Annotated in this window: 16 protein-coding genes and 1 pseudogene; 10 read left to right on the top strand and 7 right to left on the bottom strand. The window is 70.7% G+C overall.

Features of this window, described 5'->3' with window-relative positions:
* Position 1 precedes the first annotated feature (1 nt).
* From OG507_RS03510 to OG507_RS03540, 6 genes and pseudogenes are all read right to left on the bottom strand, one after another.
* Positions 2-781, bottom strand: coding sequence for a thioesterase II family protein (locus OG507_RS03510; protein ID WP_327365641.1), 780 nt, complete (start codon positions 779-781; stop codon positions 2-4).
* Entirely contained in the window at positions 781-2,580 is a 1,800-nt protein-coding gene (locus tag OG507_RS03515; protein ID WP_327365642.1) for a non-ribosomal peptide synthetase, read from the bottom strand. Before OG507_RS03515 ends, OG507_RS03510 begins: the two co-directional genes overlap by 1 nt.
* Positions 2,577-3,154 (bottom strand): annotated as a pseudogene (locus OG507_RS40315) (flavin reductase family protein). Before OG507_RS40315 ends, OG507_RS03515 begins: the two are co-directional and overlap by 4 nt.
* The gene (locus OG507_RS03530; RefSeq protein ID WP_327365645.1) at positions 3,151-4,776 is read right to left on the bottom strand and encodes a tryptophan halogenase family protein; all 1,626 of its coding nucleotides are present in this window, start codon (positions 4,774-4,776) and stop codon (positions 3,151-3,153) included. The pseudogene OG507_RS40315 and the gene OG507_RS03530 overlap by 4 nt, the downstream one beginning before the upstream one ends.
* Complete coding sequence (locus OG507_RS03535) at positions 4,773-6,275, bottom strand: aldehyde dehydrogenase family protein (protein WP_327365646.1); 1,503 nt, start codon at positions 6,273-6,275, stop codon at positions 4,773-4,775. The genes OG507_RS03530 and OG507_RS03535 overlap by 4 nt, the downstream gene beginning before the upstream one ends.
* A gap of 2 nt (positions 6,276-6,277) precedes the next feature.
* The gene (locus tag OG507_RS03540; protein ID WP_327365647.1) at positions 6,278-7,522 is read right to left on the bottom strand and encodes a cytochrome P450; all 1,245 of its coding nucleotides are present in this window, start codon (positions 7,520-7,522) and stop codon (positions 6,278-6,280) included.
* A gap of 318 nt (positions 7,523-7,840) precedes the next feature.
* Here OG507_RS03540 and OG507_RS03545 point away from each other — a divergent pair, with 318 nt between their 5' ends.
* The 4 genes from OG507_RS03545 (at position 7,841) to OG507_RS03560 (ending at position 13,586) form a co-directional block, all read left to right on the top strand.
* Positions 7,841-9,064 carry an MFS transporter gene (locus tag OG507_RS03545; RefSeq protein ID WP_327365648.1) on the top strand — a complete coding sequence of 408 codons (1,224 nt, stop codon included), beginning with the start codon at positions 7,841-7,843 and terminating at the stop codon, positions 9,062-9,064.
* Between the two features lie 24 nt (positions 9,065-9,088).
* On the top strand, positions 9,089-10,147 hold the full coding sequence (locus OG507_RS03550; RefSeq protein ID WP_327365649.1) for an LLM class flavin-dependent oxidoreductase: 1,059 nt from the start codon (positions 9,089-9,091) through the stop codon (positions 10,145-10,147).
* A 46-nt stretch (positions 10,148-10,193) separates the two neighbouring features.
* Positions 10,194-12,026 carry an asparagine synthase (glutamine-hydrolyzing) gene (gene asnB, locus OG507_RS03555; protein ID WP_327365650.1) on the top strand — a complete coding sequence of 611 codons (1,833 nt, stop codon included), beginning with the start codon at positions 10,194-10,196 and terminating at the stop codon, positions 12,024-12,026.
* A gap of 111 nt (positions 12,027-12,137) precedes the next feature.
* Complete coding sequence (locus OG507_RS03560) at positions 12,138-13,586, top strand: cation:proton antiporter (protein WP_327365651.1); 1,449 nt, start codon at positions 12,138-12,140, stop codon at positions 13,584-13,586.
* 36 nt (positions 13,587-13,622) lie between these two features.
* Here OG507_RS03560 and OG507_RS03565 read toward each other — a convergent pair whose 3' ends face one another.
* Positions 13,623-15,242 (bottom strand): DHA2 family efflux MFS transporter permease subunit, encoded by a 1,620-nt coding sequence (locus tag OG507_RS03565; RefSeq protein ID WP_327365652.1) that lies wholly within the window; start codon positions 15,240-15,242, stop codon positions 13,623-13,625.
* Between the two features lie 193 nt (positions 15,243-15,435).
* On the opposite strand from OG507_RS03565, the gene OG507_RS03570 reads away from it, so the two are divergent.
* The 6 genes from OG507_RS03570 to OG507_RS03595 are packed head-to-tail and all read left to right on the top strand — an operon-like array spanning position 15,436 to position 21,331.
* Positions 15,436-15,627, top strand: coding sequence for an MbtH family protein (locus tag OG507_RS03570; RefSeq protein WP_327371850.1), 192 nt, complete (start codon positions 15,436-15,438; stop codon positions 15,625-15,627).
* A 6-nt stretch (positions 15,628-15,633) separates the two neighbouring features.
* On the top strand, positions 15,634-16,269 hold the full coding sequence (locus OG507_RS03575) for a DUF2461 domain-containing protein (protein ID WP_327365654.1): 636 nt from the start codon (positions 15,634-15,636) through the stop codon (positions 16,267-16,269).
* A 1-nt stretch (position 16,270) separates the two neighbouring features.
* On the top strand, positions 16,271-17,092 hold the full coding sequence (locus tag OG507_RS03580) for a class I SAM-dependent methyltransferase (protein ID WP_327365655.1): 822 nt from the start codon (positions 16,271-16,273) through the stop codon (positions 17,090-17,092).
* A gap of 3 nt (positions 17,093-17,095) precedes the next feature.
* On the top strand, positions 17,096-19,072 hold the full coding sequence (locus OG507_RS03585; RefSeq protein ID WP_327365656.1) for an FAD/NAD(P)-binding protein: 1,977 nt from the start codon (positions 17,096-17,098) through the stop codon (positions 19,070-19,072).
* Positions 19,069-20,502, top strand: a complete 1,434-nt coding sequence (locus OG507_RS03590; protein WP_327365657.1) for a lyase family protein — start codon at positions 19,069-19,071, stop codon at positions 20,500-20,502. Before OG507_RS03585 ends, OG507_RS03590 begins: the two co-directional genes overlap by 4 nt.
* Positions 20,495-21,331 carry a lantibiotic dehydratase C-terminal domain-containing protein gene (locus tag OG507_RS03595; protein ID WP_327365658.1) on the top strand — a complete coding sequence of 279 codons (837 nt, stop codon included), beginning with the start codon at positions 20,495-20,497 and terminating at the stop codon, positions 21,329-21,331. Before OG507_RS03590 ends, OG507_RS03595 begins: the two co-directional genes overlap by 8 nt.
* Positions 21,332-21,344 lie beyond the last annotated feature (13 nt).

The following is a 21,344-nucleotide window of genomic DNA, read 5'->3' on the forward strand; positions in this document are numbered from 1 at the left end:
TTCAGCCTCCGCTCATCTGCTGCAGCCGCCGTACCCCGGCCACACCGTGCGTGGACAGTTCCCGCAGTGCGGGTAGGACGAGTTCGGCCCGTTCCGCCGTGAAGTAGTGACCGCCGGGGAAGCGGCGCCGGCGGAAGTCCCCCGCTGTGACGCGCCGCCAGCCGGTCAGATGGGCGGCGGTGACGGTCTCGTCCCCCTCCCCGCCCCACGCCTCGACCGAGGTGTGGATCCGCGCGGCCGTGGCATCGGTGTACGTCATCGAGAGCCGGGCGTCCTCGCGCAGCACCTCCAGCATCAACTCGCGGCTGTCCTCGTCGAGTTCCTCATCCCCGAGCCCCCGTACGTCGAGCAGCGCCACCAGTTCCTCGTCGTCGTCCACCAGGCCACGACCCGCCCCGATCCACAGCTGGGGCGGCCTGCAGGCGGCCACGACCAGTGTGGCGGGCCAGCGTCCGTGGACCTCGCCCAGCCTGCGGGTGATCTCGTAACCGAGGAGGCCGCCGAAACTGTGGCCGAACACCATGAGAGGGCAGGTGGCCGGTACGAGGCCGAGCAGTTCGTCCACCACCGCGGTGACGACCTCGTCGACCGTGGCTGCCGGTGGTTCCGCCCACCGGCGCTCCCTGCCGGGCAGTTGTACGCCGATCACCGAGACCTCCGGGCCGAGCACGGACTGCCAGGGCCGGTACTGCCCGCACCCGGCCCCGGCCGGGGCCAGGCAGACCAGCACCGGCTGTCCCGGTTCCGGGGACCGCCAGGGGGCCAGCCATGCGCCCCCCATCAGTCGGCCCCCGCCTCTGGCCGCCCGGCTTCCTCGGCCAGCCGGTCCACCTCCCGTGCCAGGTCCGCCACCGTGGGATTGGCGAGCATGTGCCGTACGGTGAGCCGGAGTCCGGTGGCCTTGCGCAGCGCGGCGACCGCTCGGGCGGCCAGCAGCGAGTGACCGCCCAGTTCGAAGAAGTCGGCGTCCACATCGGTCACGGGTCTGGGCAGCAGCGTGCTCCAGACTTCGCAGACCTGCCGCTCCCTCGCGGTGCCGGGCGGGCGCCCGGGGGACGCCGCGGCGGAGCCGGCCGCCTCGGCCAGTGCGGCCCGGTCCACCTTCCCGGCCGGTGATGTGGGCAGTGCGTCGACCACGTCCACCACCGCCGGGACCATGACGTCCGGCAGCTGGCGGGCGCAGCGCTCGCGCACTTCGGCGACGCATGCCTCGTTCTCGGTCCCGGCCGCGGCCACGACGGCGAGACCGAGCACGTCCTGGTCGACGGTCACGAAGGCCGCGGCCGCCGCGACACCGGCGCAGGCCTCGGCCACCTCCTCGACCTCGCGCAGCTCGATCCGGAAGCCGCGGACCTTCACCTGTTCGTCCCTCCGGCCGAGATAGTCGATCCGGCCGTCGGGCCTCAGCCGTGCGAGGTCCCCGGTGCGGTACATCCGGGCGCCCGGCGGGGCGTACGGGTCGGGCACGAAGCGCTCGGCCGTCAGCCCCGGCCGGCTGCGGTAGCCGCGGGCGACGGCGGGGCCGCCCACGCACAGCTCGCCCGCCGTGCCGTCCGGGACGGGGCGCTGGTCCTCGTCGAGGATGTACACCGCGTACCCGGGCAGGGCCGCGCCGATGGTCAGCACGTCGTCGCCCCGCTCGCTGTCCGCCCAGGTGGCCGCGATGGTGGCCTCGGTGGGCCCGTACACATTGAGCAGCCGGCGCCGGTCACCGAGCCGCTCGGCGAGACCCCGTGGGAACGGCTCACCGGCCACGACCAGCACCTCGGCCGTGGTGATGTCGTCGGCGCAGGCCGACAGCAGCGAGGGCGTGAGGCAGACGGTACGGGGAGCCGCCGCTGCGACGCGTGCCGCCAGGTCGGGGGAGGTTTCGTCCTCCGCCTCCAGGTCGATGATCTCGACGCCCTGGCCGTGCAGCAGATAGAGCAGGGTGCACCAGAGCCAGCCGTCGAAGGCGGGTGACACGGCGTTGATGCCCATCCCGCCGGGAGACAGCCGCAGCTCCGCGAGGGCGGACAGGAAGACGCCGAGCGAGCGGTAGGTCACCTCGACGCCCTTGGGCCAGCCCGTCGTACCCGATGTGTAGATGATGTAGGCGCATTCCTCGGGATGAGGGGCGTCCGGCAGGACCGGGTCCCCGGGCACCGCCTCCGGGGCGAGGGCGCCGGGAGTGATCCGGCGTGCCCGGTTCGGGGCGGCCCCGGCGGGCAGGCGGTCCCCGAGGAGTACGCGCGCCCCCGAGTCGCGGAGTACGAAGCTGAGCCGCTCCGCGGGGTGCCGGTCATCGAGCGGCACCGCGGTCGCGCCCAGCAGCCACACCGCGAGCAGACCGGGGACCGAGAACCGGGACCTGCCGAGGCTCAGACCGACGGGGGTGCCCGGCCCCACGTCCTGCGCCGACAGCGCACCGGCCAGGGTCCTGGTCCATGCGATCAGCTCGGCGAAGCTGAAGGTGCCGTCCGGTGCCGAGACGGCAGTTGCCCCGGGCATCTGCACGGCCCAGCGTTCGACGGCTTCGAAGAGGGGCCGGGTGCCGGTCCTTTCCCGGCCCTTGTGCGGTGTGCGGACTGTGCTGCTCATCGGTTCTCCTCGGCCTGGCAGGCGGCATGAGCCGGGTTGTGCCCCGTGGGGCTCCAGGCGGAGAACTGCCTGAGCCCGTACAGCAGGGGTGTGTCCACGGTCCGCGTCACCTGCCGGACGTGGCCGAGCACCATCGCGTGGTCCCCCATCTCCCGGTCCTCGGCGACCCTGCAGTCCGCCACCGCGAAGGCGTCCTCGGTCAGCCAGGGGAGCCCGGCCGCGGAGCGGCTCCACAGCACCCGCCCGAAGCGGTCGGGGACCGGGGAGGAGAAGAGTTCCGCGGTGCCCCGCGCCCGGTGGTGCAGCAGGTTCACCGCGAACGCCCCCTGTTCCGTACCGCTTCGAGAGTCGCGCTGCCCACGCGCAGGCAGACGAGCAGGGTGGGCGGTCGCAGCGTCACGCTGGTCATCGACGTACAGGTCATCCCGAACGGCTCGCCGGCCGCGTCGAGAGTCGTCACGACGGTGACCCCGGTCGGGAACGAGCACATCAGGTCCCGGTACTCGTCCCGCGACACCTCCCTCGCGGGGCCCGGCCGCAGCCCGGCGGCCTCGGACGTGTTCACCCCGGTCATGCCGTGCCGTGGAGCCGTCGGAGGTAGTCGTAGTTGGACGGCAGCTTCTCGGCCAGCTCCTTCTGCTGCCGCTTCACCGCCTCGAACAGCGGACCCGCGGCCTCGATCGACTCCGGCTTGTACGAGAGGGCCGGCAGCGGGCGGTCGGGCACGAGTCCCATCCCGGCGAAGATGCAGTAGTAGCTGCCGTTCGTCCAGAAGTTGCGGAACTCGGCCTCGAAGTTGCCGTAGTAGTTGCCCTCGTCGGTGATCGGCGGATTGACCGGAAGGCCGGACCGGTAGGCGGCGACCTTCTGCTGGATGCCCTCGGCCAGCCGGAGCTTCTTGTTGGCCTGCCAAAAGGGCGTGTCCGTGCGGGGCGAGAAGTAGAAGTGGGCCTGGATGAAGTCCCGGGTGTCGTCGAACATCTCCTCGATCTCGCGGTTGAACGCGTCGGAGAGGACCGGGTCGAAGCGGCGGTCGGGGAAGTGCTTGGCGAGCTGGTGGATCGCCGCGTAGGTGAAGTAGATGCCGGTCGACTCCAACGGTTCCAGGAAGCACGAGGCGAGCCCGATGCTCACACAGTTCTTCACCCACGAGCGCCGGTTGCGCCCGACCCTGAACCGGATCTGGTTGAACTTCGTCTTCTCCGGGTCGAGCCCCCACAGGCGGCTGAACTCCTCGGTGGCCTCGTCGCGGCCGGCGAATTCGCTGGAGTACACATAGCCCGTGCCGAACCGGCCCAGCATGGGGATCCGCCAGGTCCAGCCCGCGGACATCGCGATCGCCGAGGTGTACGGCTCGACGCCGTTGGCGGCGTCGTCGTGCGAAACCGCGGTGGCCACCGCGCTGTCGCACAGCAGGTGGTCCTTCATGTCGATGAACGGCTCTTCCATCGTCTGGTTGATCAGCAGGCCGCGGAAGCCCGAGCAGTCGATGAAGAGGTCGCCTTCGAGCAGCCGCCCGCCCGCGGTGCGCAGCGCCGTGATGTATCCGCGTTCGTCGCGGAGCACCTGCGTCATCTCGTCCTCGACGTGCTCGGCGCCCTGCTTGTCGACAGCGAAGCGGCTGAGGAAGTCGGCGACGAGCCGGGCGTCGAAGTGCCAGGCGTAGTTGGTCGCCGGCCGGCCGTCGTCCCAGCGGGGAGCGCGGTTGGCGTCCATCATCGCCGGCTCCTTGAAGCAGGCGTAGTCGAAGGGTTCGTCGGTGTCGCCGGAGAGGTACTTGGCGGCCCAGTAGTGGGACAGGGGTATCTGGTCGGCCGAGGGGAGCAGGCCGAACGGATGGAAGAACTGGTCGGTGCGGTCGCCGAGCGGCTTGGGCCGCGCCGCGCTCTCGCCGGGGCTGCGCCAGTTGATGAATTTCACGGCCGTCTTGAAGCTGGCGTTGCACTCCCGCATCCAGTCGTCCTCGGCGATGCCGAGATAACTGAAGAACGCGCGGTGGAGATTGGGCACGGTGGCCTCACCGACGCCGATCCGCGGGATCGTCGGTGCCTCCAGCACGGTGATCTTCACTGTGCGCTGCAGGGCCTTTCCCAGATAGGCCGCGGTCATCCAGCCGGCGGTGCCGCCTCCGAGGATGACGACCTTCCTGATGCGGTGATCCACGCTGCTTCCTCCGATCGATGCACGGGCGTTCATGTCGCGTCACGCAGCCGGGGGCCTGTCGGCTCCGCGGGCTCCGTCGAATCCACTGGCTCCAGGGGCAGCTGCAGCGATTTGATCTCGCAGAAGCCGTCCAGCCCCTCCGCTCCGCACTCCCGGCCCACTCCCGACTGCCGGTAACCGCCGAACGGCGCAAGGATGTTGAACCCGCCGCCGTTGATGTCCACCTGTCCGGTCCGCAGCCGGCGGGCGACCCGCTGCGCGTGCCCGGGGTCCGCCGACCAGACCGCGCCGTGCAGCCCGTACGGGGTGCCGTTGGCGATCCGTACGGCCTCGTCCTCACCGTCGTACGGCATGACCGACAGCACGGGACCGAAGATCTCCTCCTGGGCGACGGCCATCGAGGCGTCGACGCCGCCGAAGACGGTCGGGCGTACGTAGTAGCCGTGCTCCAACCCCTCGGGGCACTCGGGGCCGCCCGTAGCGAGCGTCGCCCCTTCCCCGGCCGCGCGCACGACGGCTCCGCGTACCCGTTCCAGGGCGGCGGCGGAGACCAGCGGACCGAGGTCGGTGGCCGGGTCGCGCGGATCGCCGACCCGGTATCCCTGCGCGCACTGCGCGGCGAGCTCCACCACCTCGTCGTGGCGGTGGGCGGGCACCAGCAGTCTGCTCCACTGGAGGCAGGCCTGGCCGGTGTTGAAGCACATCTGGTCGACGCTCGCCCGGACCGCCGATTCCAGCGCGGCATCGTCCAGGAGGATGCTCGCGTTCTTGCCGCCGAGTTCCAGATGGATCCGCTTCACCTGATCGGCGCCGGCCCTGGCCACCTCACGGCCCGCCCGCGTCGACCCGGTCAGCGACACGAGGTCGACGTCCGGGCTGCGTGCCAGCTCCGCGCCGACGACCGGGCCCTCGCCGACGACCAGGTTGAACACCCCGGGCGGCAGGTCGCATTCGGCGATCACCTCGGTCAGCACATACGCGTGCAGCGGAGTGATCTCGCTCGGCTTGTGCACGACCGTGCAGCCGGCCATGAGGGCGGGGACGATCTTCTGGAGGGTGAGCAGCAGCGGCACGTTCCACGGGGTGATGGTCGCGGCCACTCCCGCGGGTTCGCGTACGACCAGCGAGTTGCCCACCCTGCGCTCGAAGGCGAAGTCCCGCGTGATGTCCAGATACGAGGCAGCCATGGCGATGGCGAGGCCGACCTGGGTGCGGCGGGCCATGACGACGGGTGCGCCGACCTCGGCGGTGAGCACCCCGGCGAGGTCGTCGGCGCGTTCGGTCAGACCGGCGACCAGTGCTTCGAGGAAGCGCAGACGCTCGGGCAGGGGTGTGGCGGACCACCGGGGCAAGGCCTGGCGGGCGGCGGTGACGGCACGCCTCGCGTCGGCGGCCGTGCCGGCCGGGACCGACCCCAGCGGCCTCTCGGTGCTGGGGTCGATGACGTCGATCGCGGCGTCGCTCTCCGGGCGCACCCAGCCGCCGCCGATCCAGAAGGCGTCGCGGGTACGCGTGGGCGCGTCCCTGGTCATGGCTATGACTTCCCCGTGTTCGCCGGGAACTCCGCGAGTCCGCGGAACTGCGGGGTGTCGGCCTTCCAGCGGTGCGGGCGTGCGGTGTCGGCCTGCAGATCCGGTATGCGGGCGGACAGTTCGGCGTAGGCGGCGGCGGTCACCTGCTGGGCGAGCCCCGCACCGAGACACCGGTGGATTCCGACGCCGAATCCGACGTGCCCGGAGTCGCCCCGGGTGATGTCGATGCGGTCGGGGTCGGTCCACCTCTCGGGGTCGCGGTTGGCCGCTCCCCTGACCATGTAGATCAGTTCGCCCTCGCGGACCGTGGTGCCGGCCACCTCCACGTCCCGTGTCGCCACACGGTGGGTGAGCTGTACGGAGGCGTCGTAGCGCAGCACTTCCTCGACCGCGCTGAAGACGAGCGCGGGGTCGGACTTGAGCAGCTCCCACTGGTCGCGGTGTTCGAAGAGCCCGAGCAGGCCGTTGCCGATCAGGTCCATCGTGGTGCCGAACGAGGCCAGCGGCAGCAGCAGGAGGTGCGCGAACATCTCCCGTTCGCTGAGCTGTTCCTCGCCCTCCTGCGCGGACTCCTTGGCGTAGGTGATCACCCGGCTCACCAGATCGTCCCTGGGCGTGCGCTTCCGGTCCTTGATGAGCTCACCGAGGTACGGCACCATCTCGCCGAAGGCATTCGCCACGGAACTGCCGGTGGGGGCGACCTCGGCCGGGTCGGCACCGAGGAAGACCCGCTGCATGTTCCGGATCTCGTACCACCAGTCGGTGAGCAGCGCCGCGTCGGATTCCGGCAGCCCGTACTGCGCGGCGAGCACGAGGCCGGGCAGCTTGTAGCTGAAATCGGCGACCAGGTCGAATTCCTGCTTCTCCAGGAGATCATCGACCAGACCGGCGACGATCTGCCGGATACCGGGTCCGCGTTTACGTATGTCGCGTGCCCGGAATTCACGGTTCATCAGTTTGCGTACCCGGGTGTGGTCCGGGGAATCCCGGAAGAGCATCCACTCGGGGGCGAACTGCATGAACTTCTGCATCTCGGCGGAGGATTCGGGCCCGACCCGGTCGGACACCATGGCGCCCAGCCGGTGCGAGGAGAATGTGTCGGGGTCGAGGTGAGCTGCGTAGACGTCGCTGTGCCGGGTCAGTACCCAGCCGTTCAGCCGATCGTCCCAGTGCACCGGATCGGCCTCGCGGAGCTGGGCATATGTGGGATACGGATCGACCAGGAAATCTTGGCTGAAGAGATTCACCTCGGTCGGACGACCTTGGCTCGGCGCACTGCTGGGCATAGACGACCACCTCGTCATTGATTTGCCTAGATACGCTTCTTGACCGCCCCAGCTTTGAAGTAATCAACCCGCCTTGTCAAGGCCAGAATTGAACTCGGCAGATCGTGACGAGACATTGATGGCGCGATGCTAACGTTCCCCGTCGCACACCCTGCCGGTGTCTTTGATATTCACGGAGAGCGGGTTGCCATGCAGACCGAACAAATGCAATTGACAAGCACAACGACCAGGCGTGGTCAAGGCGTCGGAGCAACTGCCTCATCGGCAATTGGATTCGCCTTGGACTTCTACGATCTGTACGCCGTGGTGTATGTGGCGCCGGTGATAGCCGAGCTCTTCTTCCCGTCCGATCAGGGGGTTCTCTCCCTGGCCGGCGCCTACGTCACGCTCGCCGCCACTTTGCTGATGCGGCCGGTGGGGGCCATCCTGCTGGGCGGGCTCGCGGACCGCCACGGCCGCAAGCGGGCCATGGTGGTGGCGCTGCTCGGCGTGGGCACCGTAACAATGCTGCTGGGTGCGCTGCCGACCGCGGGCCAGATCGGTGTGCTCGCCCCGATCCTGCTGCTGACGCTGCGGCTCGTCCAAGGGTTCTTCGTCGGTGGCGTGTTCGCCTCCACCCTCACGATGGCCACCGAGAGCGTACGGCCGCGTTGGCGCGGTCTGGTGTCGGGCCTGGTCGGGGGCGGTGCGACGGCGATCGGGAGTGTGCTCGCCGCGCTGTCGTTCCTCGCCGCGACGCAGCTCTTTCCGGGCGAGGCCTTCGACGACTGGGGGTGGCGCGCCATGTTCTTCGTCGGCGGTGTCCCCGTGCTGCTCAGTCTGATCGTGTCGCGGTACGTGCACGAGTCGCCCTCATGGGAACGGACCGTCACCACGAAGGACGAGCGGCCCCTGCGCCGCCTCGTCGCACGGCCGCACCGCCGGGTGCTGACCCTGAACATCCTGCTGGTCTTCGGAATCGGCACCCACTTCCTCCTCACGCTGGGCTTCCTCCCCAGCTACCTCAAGCTCGTGAACGGCCTGGACGCGCCCACCGTCGGCAAGCTGATGGTGGCGGTGACGGCCGCGACGCTCCTGTTCGCCCCGCTGACCGGGCATCTCAGCCAGCGGTTCGGAAGACGCTCCGTCCTGCTCGCCGTCTCGGCGGTCAACGCGATCGCGCTGCCCTTCCTGTACTGGCACCTCGCCGATCTGCGCGCAACCCCCGACCTCCTGCCCATCGCGCTGGTCGCGGTGCTGGTCTCGTGCGGCACCGTCTCCGCGTTCGGACCGCTGCCGATCTTCCTCAACGAGTCCTTCCCCACGGCGATCCGCGGCTCCGGCGTCGCTCTGTCGACCAACGGCGGCTTCGCCCTCGCCGGCCTCGTGCCCGTGGCGGTGAACGGGCTGAGCGACGGCGTGGACCAGCTCCCCCTGTACGCCGTGGTCGCGCTGGTGCTCGCCAGTGTCGTCACCCTCGCCTGCCTGAGCCGGATCACCGAGCCCGGCCACAGCCTCGACTAGAACCCGACCGGAAGGAGCCCCGCGATGCTGGGAGTCCAGATCGCCCCCTGGGCCTCTGCCCGCGAAGTCCTGTCGGCGAGCGCCGTGCTCGCCAAGGCCTTCGACGTGGTGTGGGTCCCGGACCAGATGCTCGCCCGCAACGCCCACGTCCTGCTTTCGGCCGTCGCCGCCACCGGCAACATCGGTGTGGCCAGCGGCATCACGTTCCCCGTGTCCCGCAATCCGATCGACATGGCATCGGCGATGGCCACCATCGGCGAGCTGGTGCCCCCCGACCGCCCCGTCCTGATGGGCGTCGGCGCCGGCGGCTCGCTGGTGTCCAGCCTGTTCTCCAAGCGCGACGCGACCGAACTGCTGCGGCAGTCGGTCACCCTCGTGCGCCGCCTGTGGGCGGGCGAGGCGGTGCCGCTCGCGGACTTTCCGCTGCTGACCGAGCGGCTGAACGCCAGGGACGGTGCGACGGCCCGGCTGACGTACCCGGTCACCAGGGAGATACCCGTCCTGGTCGCGGTCGGCGGCCCAAGGACACTGCGGCTGGCCCACGACGTCGCCGACGGCCTGCTGTGCACGAGTACGTATCCCCCGCTGTCGTACGCCGCTCTGCGGTCCGGCGACGGGGCTCCGGTCCGCGAGATCAGCGCGCTCGCCGCCCGTCGCGCCCGGGAGGGCCGGCCGCTGCGTCTGGTCTACGGCCTGAACTGCTGCGTGTCGGCCGACCGCGGCGCCGCGCGTACCTTCGCCCGCCGCCAGGCCGCACTGGCCGTCGGCAACCCAGCGCTGCGGTCCAAGCTCGCCGACGCCGGTCTCGACGCCGAGTCGGCGGACGCCGTGCGGGCCGCTTTCGAGGAGGGCCTGGGTGTCGAGGGAGCGGGCCGCAGGCTCTCGGACAGCCTGCTGGACGGCCTGATCGTTTCCGGCACCCCCGACGACTGTGTGGAGCGCCTGGCGCAGCTCATTCCCGTCGCCCGCTCCGCGGGCTTCGAGGAGTTCTACCTCGGAGCGCCGCTCGGACCCGACATCGAGGAGGCGTCCCGCCTCCTCGTCGGCTCCGTCGTACCCCCGCTGTGGCCCGAACGCGCCTGAGAGCGGCGCCCCGGGCCCGTAACCGCACCTTTCTGGGAGGCAGTTCATGTGTGGAATCACCGGCTGGGTCGCGTTCGACCGCGATCTCACCCGCGAGCGGGAGACGCTCGACGCGATGACGGCGACCATGGCGTGCCGCGGCCCCGACGCCTCGGGGACGTGGATCGGCCGGCACGCCGCTCTCGGCCATCGGCGGCTGGCCGTCATCGACCTTCCGGGCGGGGTGCAGCCGATGACGGCCCGGATGCCGGACGGGGAGGTCACGCTCGTCTTCAGCGGTGAGGTCTACAACTTCACCGAACTGCGGGACGAACTGATCCGTGCCGGCGAGCGGTTCACCACGGCCGGCGACACCGAGGTGGTGCTGCGCGGCTATCTGCGCTGGGGCGAGTCCCTGGCGGAGCGGCTCAACGGCATGTACGCGTTCGCCGTCTGGGACGGGCGCAGCCGCAAGCTGGTGATGATCCGCGACCGCATGGGCATCAAGCCGCTCTACTTCCACAAGACCCCGGCGGGGGTGCTCTTCGGCTCGGAGCCGAAGTCGATCCTGGCCAACCCGGCCGCCCCGCGCGTGGTCGACACCGACGGACTGCGCGAGTGGCTGGCGTTCGTCATGACTCCGCGGCACGCCATCTGGTCGGGCATGAAGCAGGTCGAGCCCGGCACGGTGGTCACCGTCGACGCCGACGGGGTGCGCGAGCGGACCTACTGGCGGCTGGAGACCCGGCCGCACACCGACGATCTGGACACCACCGTCGCCAGGGTGCGGGAGCTGCTCGACGACATCGTGGGCCGCCAGCTCGTCGCCGACGTACCGCGTGGCGTCCTGCTCTCCGGCGGCCTGGACTCCAGCGCGCTCACCGCACTCGCGGCGCACCGGCTGGGCGGCGAGGGGGTGCGCAGCTTCTCGGTCGACTTCACCGACCGTACGGAGAGCTTCAAGCCCGACGATCTGCGGGACACCCCGGACGCGCCGTTCGTGCGCCAGGTCGTCGAGCACGTCGGCACCACGCACTCGGACATCGTGCTCGACCACCGGGCGCTGGCCGATCCGGAGGTGCGCCGGGCGGTGCTCGTCGCCCGTGATGTGCCGGTGGGGTTCGGCGAGATGGACTTCTCGCTGTATCTGCTGTTCAAGGCGATACGGGAGCGGTCGACCGTGGCGCTCTCGGGGGAATCGGCGGACGAACTCTTCGGCGGGTACCGGCAGTTCCACGACCCCGAGGTGCGGCTGGCCCGGGAGTTCCCCTGGATCGCCATCAACGCGGGACCGCTCGACAAGGACGGCACGGGCCTCGACAAGGGGCTGCTGGCCACGCTCGACCTCGACGGCTACCGCCGCGACCAGTACGCCGAGGCCGTGCGCGGCGTGGAACGGCTGGGCACCGAGGACGACACCGAGTACGGCATGCGGGTCATGACCCATCTCCACCTCACCCGCTTCGTGCGCTTCCTCCTCGAACGCAAGGACCGCCTCAGCATGGCCGTCGGTCTGGAGGTCCGGGTGCCGTTCAGCGACCACCGGCTGGTCGAGTACGTCTACAACGCGCCGTGGTCGTACAAGAACCACGACGGGCGGGAGAAGAGCCTGCTGCGCGCCGCGGTCCGCGACGCGCTGCCCGGGGCGGTGGCCGACCGCAAGAAGGCCGCCTACCCGTCGACCCAGGACCCCTACTACGTCGGGGCGCTCCAGCAGCAGGCGAAGGAGCTGCTGCGGATCCGGGGGCACGAGGTGTTCGCCCTGGTCGACCGGGCCTGGCTGGAGGGGGCGAGCGGGCAGGACGCGGGCGCGATGGACAAGCTCACCCGCCTCGGCCTGGAGCGGACCCTCGACCTGGCCATCTGGCTGGACGTCTACCGCCCGGAGCTGCGGATCTAGGGCCTCGCGTTTCGATCACGCCCCATTCGCACGATCGCTCCCACTCATTTCCCACCCCCTTCGCCCTGTCCCGCCGGCGGGACAGGGCGGCGACATCTCCTGGAGGTACGCATGACGGTGACAGCGGCCGGCCCGGTCGCCCCTCTCGGCGCGCACGAGCTGCTCGTATTCCTGCTGCAGGTCGGGGTGTTGCTCTCGTTGGCCTTTCTGCTCGGGCGGGCGGCGATGCGCTTCGGCATGCCGGCCATCGTCGGCGAGCTGTGCGCGGGTCTGCTGATCGGCCCCTCGGTCCTGGCCCACGCGGCGCCGGAGCTGAGCGCCTGGCTCCTGCCGCAGGACGGCGCCCGGATGCATCTGCTCGACGCGGTCGGCCAGATCGGTGTGCTGTTGCTGGTGGGGATCACCGGCCTGTACATGGACCTGGGTCTCGTACGCCGTCGTGGCGTCACGGCGGCCCGGATCAGCATCGCGGGTCTTGTCGTGCCGCTCGGCCTGGGCGTGGCACTCGGCTTCCAGCTGCCCGGGTCGCTGGTCCCCGGTGGCACCGACCGCGGCACGTTCGCGCTGTTCGTGGGCGTCGCCATGGGGGTCAGCGCGATTCCGGTCATCGCCAAGACACTGATGGAACTGCGGCTGCTGCACCGCAACATCGGGCAGTTGACGCTCAGCGCCGCCATGGTCGACGACATCGCGGGCTGGCTGCTGCTCTCCGTCGTCTCCGCCATGGCCACGACGGGGGTGGCGGCGGGCGACATCGGTCTGTCGCTGGGCTGGGTGGCCGTGGTGATCGCGGCCGCATTCCTGCTGCGGCCCGTCGTGCGCGCCGGACTGCGGGCCACGGCGCGCTCGCGCGACAACGGCGCGACTCTCGCCCTGGTGGCGATCCTGATCCTGCTGAGCTCGGCCGCCACCCAGGCCATGCAACTGGAGGCGGTGTTCGGCGCGTTCGTGTGCGGCATCATGATCAACAGCTGCGGGGTGCTGAACGCCGAACGGATCGCGCCGCTGCGTACGGTCGTGCTGTCCGTCCTGGCTCCGCTGTTCTTCGCCACCGCAGGGCTCCGGATGGACCTCACGGCGCTGGCCGATCCGACGGTCGCCCTGAGCGGTCTCGTCGTCCTGGCGGTGGCCGTCGTCGGCAAGTTCGCCGGGGCGTACGCGGGTGCCAGGCTCAGCCGGCTCGGCCACTGGGAATCGCTGGCGCTGGGTGCGGGGATGAATGCCCGGGGGGTCATCGAGGTCATCTGCGCGATGGTCGGACTGCGGCTCGGCGTACTGAGCATGGAGATGTACACGGTCATCGTGCTGGTCGCCGTGGCGACATCGCTGATGGCACCGCCCCTGCTGCGGTGGACGATGGCCCGGGTCGAGCACACGGCGGAGGAAGTGCTCCGCAAGGAGATGTACGAGGGCGGCCCGGCGCACCGTCCGCAGTCGGACGGTGCGCCGGGCCGCCCGGCCGAGCAGGTCGCCGCTTCCTCCCGGGGCACGGCTCCCGCCGCCCCGGCCGATCAGCCGGGACACCCCGGCGAGTCCGATCCCGGTGGCCCGCCCGACTGACCGGGCGGGCCGCACGGGCCGGGGCCCGGAAGGGGGTCAGGCCGTCCGGTCCGCCACCGGTGCCTCCTGCGGGACTTCGGCCGCCGGCTGCCCGGACTCCTTGAGGAACAGGGACGTGATGGCCGCCAGGGCGATCACACCGGCGGTGATGAGCAGTGCGGGACGCACCGCCGACGCCAGGCTCTGGGCCGACAGATCCTGGAACAGCCGCACCAGCCCGGAGGGCAGCGACGACGGCACCGCCCCGTCGCTGCCCGAGTTGAGTCCGCTGTCGACGGCCTGCCTGGCACCGTCGACCAGCGACGCCCCTTCCTCCGAGGACAGTTCGCTCCCCGCCTCGGCCGCCTTGTCCCGCAGCGAGGACGCCCAGACGGTCGCCAGGATCGCGCCGACGACGGCCGTACAGACCGCGCTGCCGATCATGCGGGACATCTCGATGAGCCCGGATGCGCCACCGGCGGCCTGCGGCTCGACCTCGCCCATCGCCACGGTGGTCAGCGGCGCGAAGGTGAGACCGGCGCCGGCGCCGGCCAGGACCAGTGGGGCCACGAACTCCCACCAGGACGCATCCGCGTCGGCGAACGGGGCCGTCAACGCGACTCCCAGACAGAAGACGGCGAAACCGACGGCCAGCAGACGGCTGCGCCGTACCCGGCCGGCGAGGCGGCCCCCGATCGGCGCGGTGAGTGAGGAGGCGAGCCACATGGGAGAGAGCACCAGACCGGCCTCCAGCGGGCCTGCGCCGAGCGCCGTCTGGAGGTAGATGGTCATGACGAGCTGTGAGCCGAAGATGCCGAAGTACGTCGCGGCCGAGGCCCACACCATCAGCGCGTAGTTGCGGCTGGTGAACAGCGCGCGCGGCAGCAGGCCGTTGGTCCTGCGGCGCTCCCAGACCGTGAAGCCGACCAGGATCAGCAGACCCAGGATCAGGAGGTGGGGGATCTGGACCACACCCCAGACCTCGCCCCACTCGAACCGTTCGCCCTCGATGAGGGCGTACAGCACGACGAACAGCCCCGCGGACGCGAGGAGTACGGGTACGACGCCCAGCCGTTGGCGGGTCCGGTTACGGGTGGCGGGGACGTACACGAAGGTGCAGACGAGCCCGATCAGACCGAGCGGGATGTTGATGAAGAAGATCCAGCGCCAGCCGAGTGTGTCGGAGATGAGGCCGCCGAGGAGCGGTCCTGCTGCGGCCGCGGAGCCGATCACCGCCGCGAGAACGCCGAAGGCCGTCCCCAGCTTGGCGGGCGGGAAGACGGCCGAGGTGATGGCGAGGGCCTGCGGCGCCGCGGCCGCGGCACCGACTCCCTGGAGCACACGGGCGGCGACCAGCTGCTCCGGAGTCTGCGCGAGGCCACAGACTAAGGAGGCGGCGGTGAAAACGAGCAGGCCGACGGCGAACACATTCCGGTGTCCCCGGATATCTCCCAGGCGGCCCGCGACCAGCAGTAGCATCGCGTACGGGAGCAAATATCCGTTGACCACCCACAGGATCTGTTCGGTCGTCGCGTCGACTCCCGTCACAATCTGGGGAATCGCCACATTGACAACCGTGCTGTCGAGCACGTTCATGAAGTATCCGAGGGCGATTACCACCAGCGCAGGCCACGGCCCATGACGAGTTGCCACCCGTGCGCTCCCACCTGAATTCATCTATCGCTCCTCGCAGTTGTCGTGAACTCGATTGATGTCCGCCCCGGTCGACGGCGAACGGCGGCCCATGCTATACCCCTCCGCGTGGGCGAAGACCGTGAATCAGCCATCTTCTTGACTCGCCGTGGAAGAGGCGGGAGCATCGATCGCCAAGTCCAGTTGAGCACTGGAAGGGAAACCCATCGTGCAGGAAATGCGAAGTGCCACATACAGCGTGGTGAAAAACGACGAGGAACAGTTCTCGATCTGGCGTTCCGATCAGGAAATTCCCGCCGGCTGGCATACGACCGGCGTATCCGGATCGAAGGACGAGTGCCTCTCCCACATTCATGAGGTGTGGACGGACATGCGGCCGCTGAGTCTGCGGCAGGCCATGGGAGAGTGACATCGGATGACCGGGTTCACGGGCTGGGGCGTTGAATTCGAGCGATTCTTCAACGGTCTCGAACGTGATAACAGCAAGGCCTACTTCGAACGGCACAGGGAGCTCTACCGGCGGGCGGTCCGGGAACCGGCCGACGCATTGGTCGCCGCCCTGGAACCGCGTTACGGACCGGGGCGCGTATTCCGGCTGAACCGGGATCTCAGATTCTCCGCCGACAAGCGGCCCTACCGCACCCAGGCGGGCATCGAGTTCTCCGGTCACGGCGCTCACCACTACGTATCCGTGTCCGCGACCGGGCTCACGGCCTCCGTCGGGGTCTTCCGCGGGGACAGACAGTGGCTGGAACGGTTCCGGCGGGCGGTGGACGGCCCGCCCGGCGGCGTACTGCTGAAGGTCGTGGAGGACCTGGAGGCCCGGAAGTTCACGATCGGCGGCGAGCAGCTCCGTACGGCGCCCAGGGGTGTACCGGCCGGCCATCCCCACATCCGGCTCCTGCGGCACCGGAGTCTCACCGCCGACCGGACCTGGCCGGCCTCCGCCTGGCTCGGCAGTCCAGGCGTACTGGATCTGATCACCGGCGCCTGGGAGCAGGCGGCTGCCCTGAGCGACTGGTTACGCACCCACAATCCGGCTGGAGCCTGACATGACCTCAGTTCCCGCGCCTCGCGCGACCTCGCTCAAGGACTTCCAGAAGGCCGGGTGGTCGGCCGGCGACTACACGTCGGTCGCAGGATCGACGGTCATCGCGAGCGAACAGCTCATGGAGACGCTCGACATCCGGCCCGGCTCGCGCGTGCTGGACGCCGCCTGCGGCAGCGGCAACGCGACCATCGCCGCCGCCCGCCGCTTCGCGGACGTGACCGGGCTCGACTTCTCACCGGCGATGCTGGAGGCCGCGCGCCGGCGCCTGGAGGTGGAGCGCGTCGACGCCGATCTCGTGGAGGGCGATGTGGAGCACCTCCCTTTCGACGAGGGCGAATTCGATGTCGTTACATCCGCCTTCGGGGCGATGTTCGCGCCCGACCAGAAGCGGACGGCGGCCGAGCTGCTGCGGGTCTGCCGGCCCGGCGGCCGGATCGGACTCGCCTGCTGGACACAGAACGGCGCCCTCGGCGAGCTCTTCCGGGTCATGTCCGACTACATCCCGCCCACGCCGGGCGTACCGAAGCCCACCGACTGGGGTGACCCGGAGGCCCTGCACGAGCTGTTCGGCGAGGGTGTCACCGAAATACGGTCCGCCACCCGCGACTTCGTTTTCCGCTACCGCTCGCCGGAACACTGGATGGATCATTTCCGGTCCAATTTCGGGCCGACCCGGATGACGTTCTCCGTACTCCCCAAGAGCCGGGCGGCCGCCCTGGAGCGGGACCTCATCGCCATGTGGCACGGCAGGAACCGGGCGTCCGACGGCTGCCTCGTCGCCCCGGTCGAGTACCTCGAGGCCGTACTGGTCAAGGCCGAATGACCCATGGCTGAGATATCGGTCGCCGTGATCGGCGCGGGTCCCCGCGGACTTTCCGTCGTGGAGCGGCTCTGCGCCAACGCGCCCGTCGTCGCCGGGGACGCGCGCTGTGTCATCCATGTGATCGACCCGTATCCGGCCGGGGCCGGCCGGGTCTGGCGTACGGATCAGTCCGGCGAGCTGCTGATGAATACCGTGGCATCCCAGATCACGATCTTTCCCGACGCGAGTGTCGGTTGCGAAGGGCCGATTCTGGAGGGCCCGAGTCTGTACGAATGGGCGGGCTTTCTCGTCCTGATGGAGTGGCTCGACGACATTCCCGCCGATGTGCTGCGGGAGGCGGAGCGCCTGGGCCCCAACACCTATCCGTCCCGCGCCTTCTACGGCCACTATCTGCGCTGGGCGTTCCGGTTCGTGTGCCACACCGCCCCGCCCGGGGTGTCCCTCGATGTCCGCCGGGCGACCGCGGTGGCGATCACGGACCGCGACGACGGCCGCCAGGACATCGTGCTGGACGACGGCGAGCCGATCACCGGCGTCGACGCGGTCATCATGGCGCAGGGCCACTGCGACATGGATCCGGGTGCCGAGGTACGGGGTCTGGCCGGGCACGCCCGTAAACACCGGCGCGTCTACATCCCGCCCGCGAACCCGGCCGATGTCGATCTGCGCGCCATCGGCGCGGGGGACCTCGTCGCGCTGCGCGGCCTGGGCCTCAACTTCTTCGACTACATGGCCCTGTTGACGTCCGGGCGCGGTGGTTCCTTCCATCCCTGGAACGGCAGACTCCTCTACGAGCCGTCGGGCGAGGAGCCGCGCCTGCTGGCGGGTTCGCGCCGCGGTATCCCGTACCACGCCAGGGGCGAGAACGAGAAGGGTGTGTCCGAGCGCCACGAGCCGCTGTTCCTGACCCCGGATGTGCTCGCCGCCCTGCGCAAGGCGGCGGACGCGGGCGCACCGGCCCACTTCCGGCAGCAGGTGTGGCCGCTGGTGACCAAGGAGGTGGAGAGCGTCTACTACGCGGCGCTGCTGACCGAACGCAGCCGCCCCGGCACGGCCGTCGACTTCCTCTCCCGGTACGCCAAGACCGTCCTGGCCGGCGGCGGCGAGAGCGACGAGGACAGGCTGCTGCGCGAGTTCGGACTCGGCCCCGAGGACCGGTGGGACTGGGAGTCGGTCAACAGGCCCTACTCCCCCGGCTCCTTCTCGGGGATCGCCGGGTTCAACGCGTGGCTGCTCGACTATCTGCCGCGGGACGTGGCGCACGCGGCGCGCGGCAATGTCTCCGACCCGGTCAAGAGCGCCCTCGACGTGCTGCGCGATCTGCGCAACGAGATCCGGCTCGTGGTCGATCACGGCGGGATCAGCGGGAGTTCGTACCGGGCCGATCTCGATGCCTGGTACACCCCCATGAACGCCTTCCTCTCCATCGGACCGCCGGTCGGCCGGATCCAGGAGATGATCGCCCTGATCGAGGCGGGAGTCCTGCTGCTCGTCGGCCCGGGCATGTCGGTGACCGCCGACGCCGACAGCGGCCGCTTCGGCATCGGATCCGAGCTGACCGGCGACCGCCCGATCCTGGTGGACGCGCTGGTCGAGGCCCGCCTTCCCGACGCGGACATCCGGCACACCCGGGATCCGCTCGTGCGGTCCATGCTCACCCGCGGCCAGTGCCGCCCCTATGTCATCGCCGACCCGGCAGGGCCCGGCTACCGGACGGGCGGCCTGGCGGTGAGCCCGGCTCCGTACCACGTACTGGATGTCCGAGGCCGCCCCCACCCCGCGCGCTTCGCGTACGGCGTGCCGACCGAGCACGTGCACTGGGTCACGGCCGCCGGGGTCCGCCCGGGGGTGAACTCCGTGATTCTCGGCGACTCCGACGCCATGGCCAGGGCCGCGCTCTCGGTGCGCGGTCCGCAGGGGTCCGCGGCCGCCGGATCCCCGCGCTCCTTTGCTGCTCAGGAGAGGAACCGATCGTCATGACCGAGCACCCACCAGGAACCGACACCGGCCTGCTGTCCACGGTCCGGGCCGGCACCCCGGTCGAGGCCGCGGTCTCGGACGAGGCCTGGCTGCAGGCGATGCTCGACGCCGAGGCCGCGCTGGCGAGGGCCCAGGCCCGGCTGGGTTTCGTCCCCGCGCGTTCGGCCGAGGCGATCACCGAGGTCACCCGTGATGCACGGCTGGATCCGGTGTCGCTGGCCCGCCGGGCGCGGAACGCCGCGAACCCCGTGGTGGCGCTGGTGGCGGATCTGACCGAGCGAGTGGCGGCGTACGCCCCCGAAGCGGCCGACCACGTCCACCGCGGCAGCACCAGCCAGGACATCATGGACACCGCCGCGATGCTGGTCAGTGGCCGGGCGATCGCCCTGATCCGGGCGGATCTGCGCCGGGTGGTCACGGCGCTCGCCGGCCTCGCGGCCGAGCACCGCGACACCGTGATGCCGGCCCGTACGCTCGCCCAGCACGCCGTGCCGACCACCTTCGGGCTGAAGGCCGCGGGCTGGCTGTACGCCGTCGACGACGCCGAGCGCGGGCTGTCCGCGACGGCTTCGGCACTTCCGGCCCAGCTGGGAGGTGCGGCGGGGACGTTGTCGGCGTACCACGAGTTCGCCCTCGCCGACGGGGTGCGGGGAGCGGTGGACGAGCCCGCGGCGCTGGCTCTCGTCGGTGTCTTCGCCGAGGAACTGGGTCTGGCCGAGCCGCTGCTGCCCTGGCACACCTCGCGCGCCCCGTTCGTGGCTCTGAGCCATGAACTCGCCGTTGTGGCAGGCGTGTTGGGGAAGTTCGGGCTCGATGTCCGGAACATGACGCGCACCGAGGTCGGGGAGGGGCTCGAACCGGGGGGCGAGGGCCGGGGCGCCTCGTCGGCCATGCCGCAGAAGCGCAATCCGGTTCTCGCCTCACTGCTGGTGTCGGCCGCGGTCCAGGTTCCGGGGTATGCCTCGGTACTGGCCCAGTGCATGCTCGCGGAGGACGAGCGGCCGGGTGGCGCCTGGCAGGCGGAGTGGCAGCCGCTGCGCGAGGTGCTGCGGCTGACCGGGGGTGCCGCGCGGACCGCGGCGGAACTGGCCGAGGGGCTGGTGCCGTTGCCGCACCGGATGTGGGCCAATGCGGTGGCGACCGAGGGGCAGATCGTGGCCGAGCGGCTGGCGGTCCGGCTCACGGCGTCGCTGGGCCGGGTCCGTGCCAAACAGTGCGTCACGCGCATCGCTCTGAGGGCGTCCGCGGAGGGTGTCCCCTTCGCCGAAGCGGTGGCGGGCGACCCGGAGCTGGGGAAGCTGCTCGCCGGGCATCCGCTGGAGGAGCTGCTCGATCCGCGGCAGTACCTGGGGGTGGCGGGCGTGCTCGTCGACCGCACGCTCCGGCACGTGGCGCGGACACCGGCCGCCGAGGGCGGTCCCGATGAGTGAACCGCGTTGGATCCAGGCCGGATTCACCTCCCGGGAGGGCGCCGACACACTGCTCACGGCGGTGGTGGGCCCGCTCGTCGCCGAGCTGGGCCACGACTGGTACTTCCGCCGCGGCGAGGGGGACGAAGCGCAAGTCCTGCTGCATGTACGGGTCCTGGGCCGCCGGGACGAGGACGACGTACGCCGCCTGGTGCGCAGCCGGGCGGAGACACCCGTTCGATTCGCACCGGACGACGGGGAGTTGCGGCGGTACGGAGACGGGGCGGCGCTGGCCGCGATCGAGCGGCACCTCGTCGAGTCGAGCGGGATCGCGCTCGACCTGCTCGCCCCGGGCAGGTCGGCGGGTGAGCGGCACACGGCCGCGTTCTGTCTGATCCTCTCGGCCTGGCTGGCCGGTACGCACGGCGTGCGGGAACTGGACAGAGCCATCGACAAGGGCGGGGCGCCCGGCTTCGGGGCGGACGGGTCCGAAGAGCGGTATCTGCGCCGGCGCTCCACGCTCGACCGGATCGCCTCCCGTGTCCGCCCCCTCGCCTCGGCCGCGGACGGCGCAGTGGGGAGCACCGGCCCCGTGGCGCGGTGGGCGGCCTCGGTCACGGCGCTGCGGGCGGCGCTCGCCGACGAGGCGGCAGCGGGCCGCTTCACCCCGTCGGCCAGGGGATGGCGGGGGCCGTACGGGATCGCCGGCGTTCGCAATGTGCTGACGGAGGTGGACCGCTGTGCCCATCTGATCTGCAACCGCATCGGCGTACCGGCGGAGCACGAGGCCCGGGTACGCCACCAGGCGGCGCGAACGGTGCAGGAGATGGCCCGGTCAGCCGTTCACTGACCGGCTGCCGGGC

Source organism: Streptomyces sp. NBC_01217, from assembly GCF_035994185.1.
Lineage (GTDB): Bacteria > Actinomycetota > Actinomycetes > Streptomycetales > Streptomycetaceae > Streptomyces.

Coding starts and splice junctions, on each gene's coding strand:
- OG507_RS03510 (WP_327365641.1), bottom strand. CDS start 781: ATGGGGGGCGCATGGCTGGCCCCCTGGCGGTCCCCGGAACCGGGACAG.
- OG507_RS03515 (WP_327365642.1), bottom strand. CDS start 2,580: ATGAGCAGCACAGTCCGCACACCGCACAAGGGCCGGGAAAGGACCGGC.
- OG507_RS03530 (WP_327365645.1), bottom strand. CDS start 4,776: ATGAACGCCCGTGCATCGATCGGAGGAAGCAGCGTGGATCACCGCATC.
- OG507_RS03535 (WP_327365646.1), bottom strand. CDS start 6,275: ATGACCAGGGACGCGCCCACGCGTACCCGCGACGCCTTCTGGATCGGC.
- OG507_RS03550 (WP_327365649.1), top strand. CDS start 9,089: ATGCTGGGAGTCCAGATCGCCCCCTGGGCCTCTGCCCGCGAAGTCCTG.
- asnB (WP_327365650.1), top strand. CDS start 10,194: ATGTGTGGAATCACCGGCTGGGTCGCGTTCGACCGCGATCTCACCCGC.
- OG507_RS03560 (WP_327365651.1), top strand. CDS start 12,138: ATGACGGTGACAGCGGCCGGCCCGGTCGCCCCTCTCGGCGCGCACGAG.
- OG507_RS03565 (WP_327365652.1), bottom strand. CDS start 15,242: ATGAATTCAGGTGGGAGCGCACGGGTGGCAACTCGTCATGGGCCGTGG.
- OG507_RS03570 (WP_327371850.1), top strand. CDS start 15,436: ATGCGAAGTGCCACATACAGCGTGGTGAAAAACGACGAGGAACAGTTC.
- OG507_RS03575 (WP_327365654.1), top strand. CDS start 15,634: ATGACCGGGTTCACGGGCTGGGGCGTTGAATTCGAGCGATTCTTCAAC.
- OG507_RS03580 (WP_327365655.1), top strand. CDS start 16,271: ATGACCTCAGTTCCCGCGCCTCGCGCGACCTCGCTCAAGGACTTCCAG.
- OG507_RS03585 (WP_327365656.1), top strand. CDS start 17,096: ATGGCTGAGATATCGGTCGCCGTGATCGGCGCGGGTCCCCGCGGACTT.
- OG507_RS03590 (WP_327365657.1), top strand. CDS start 19,069: ATGACCGAGCACCCACCAGGAACCGACACCGGCCTGCTGTCCACGGTC.
- OG507_RS03595 (WP_327365658.1), top strand. CDS start 20,495: ATGAGTGAACCGCGTTGGATCCAGGCCGGATTCACCTCCCGGGAGGGC.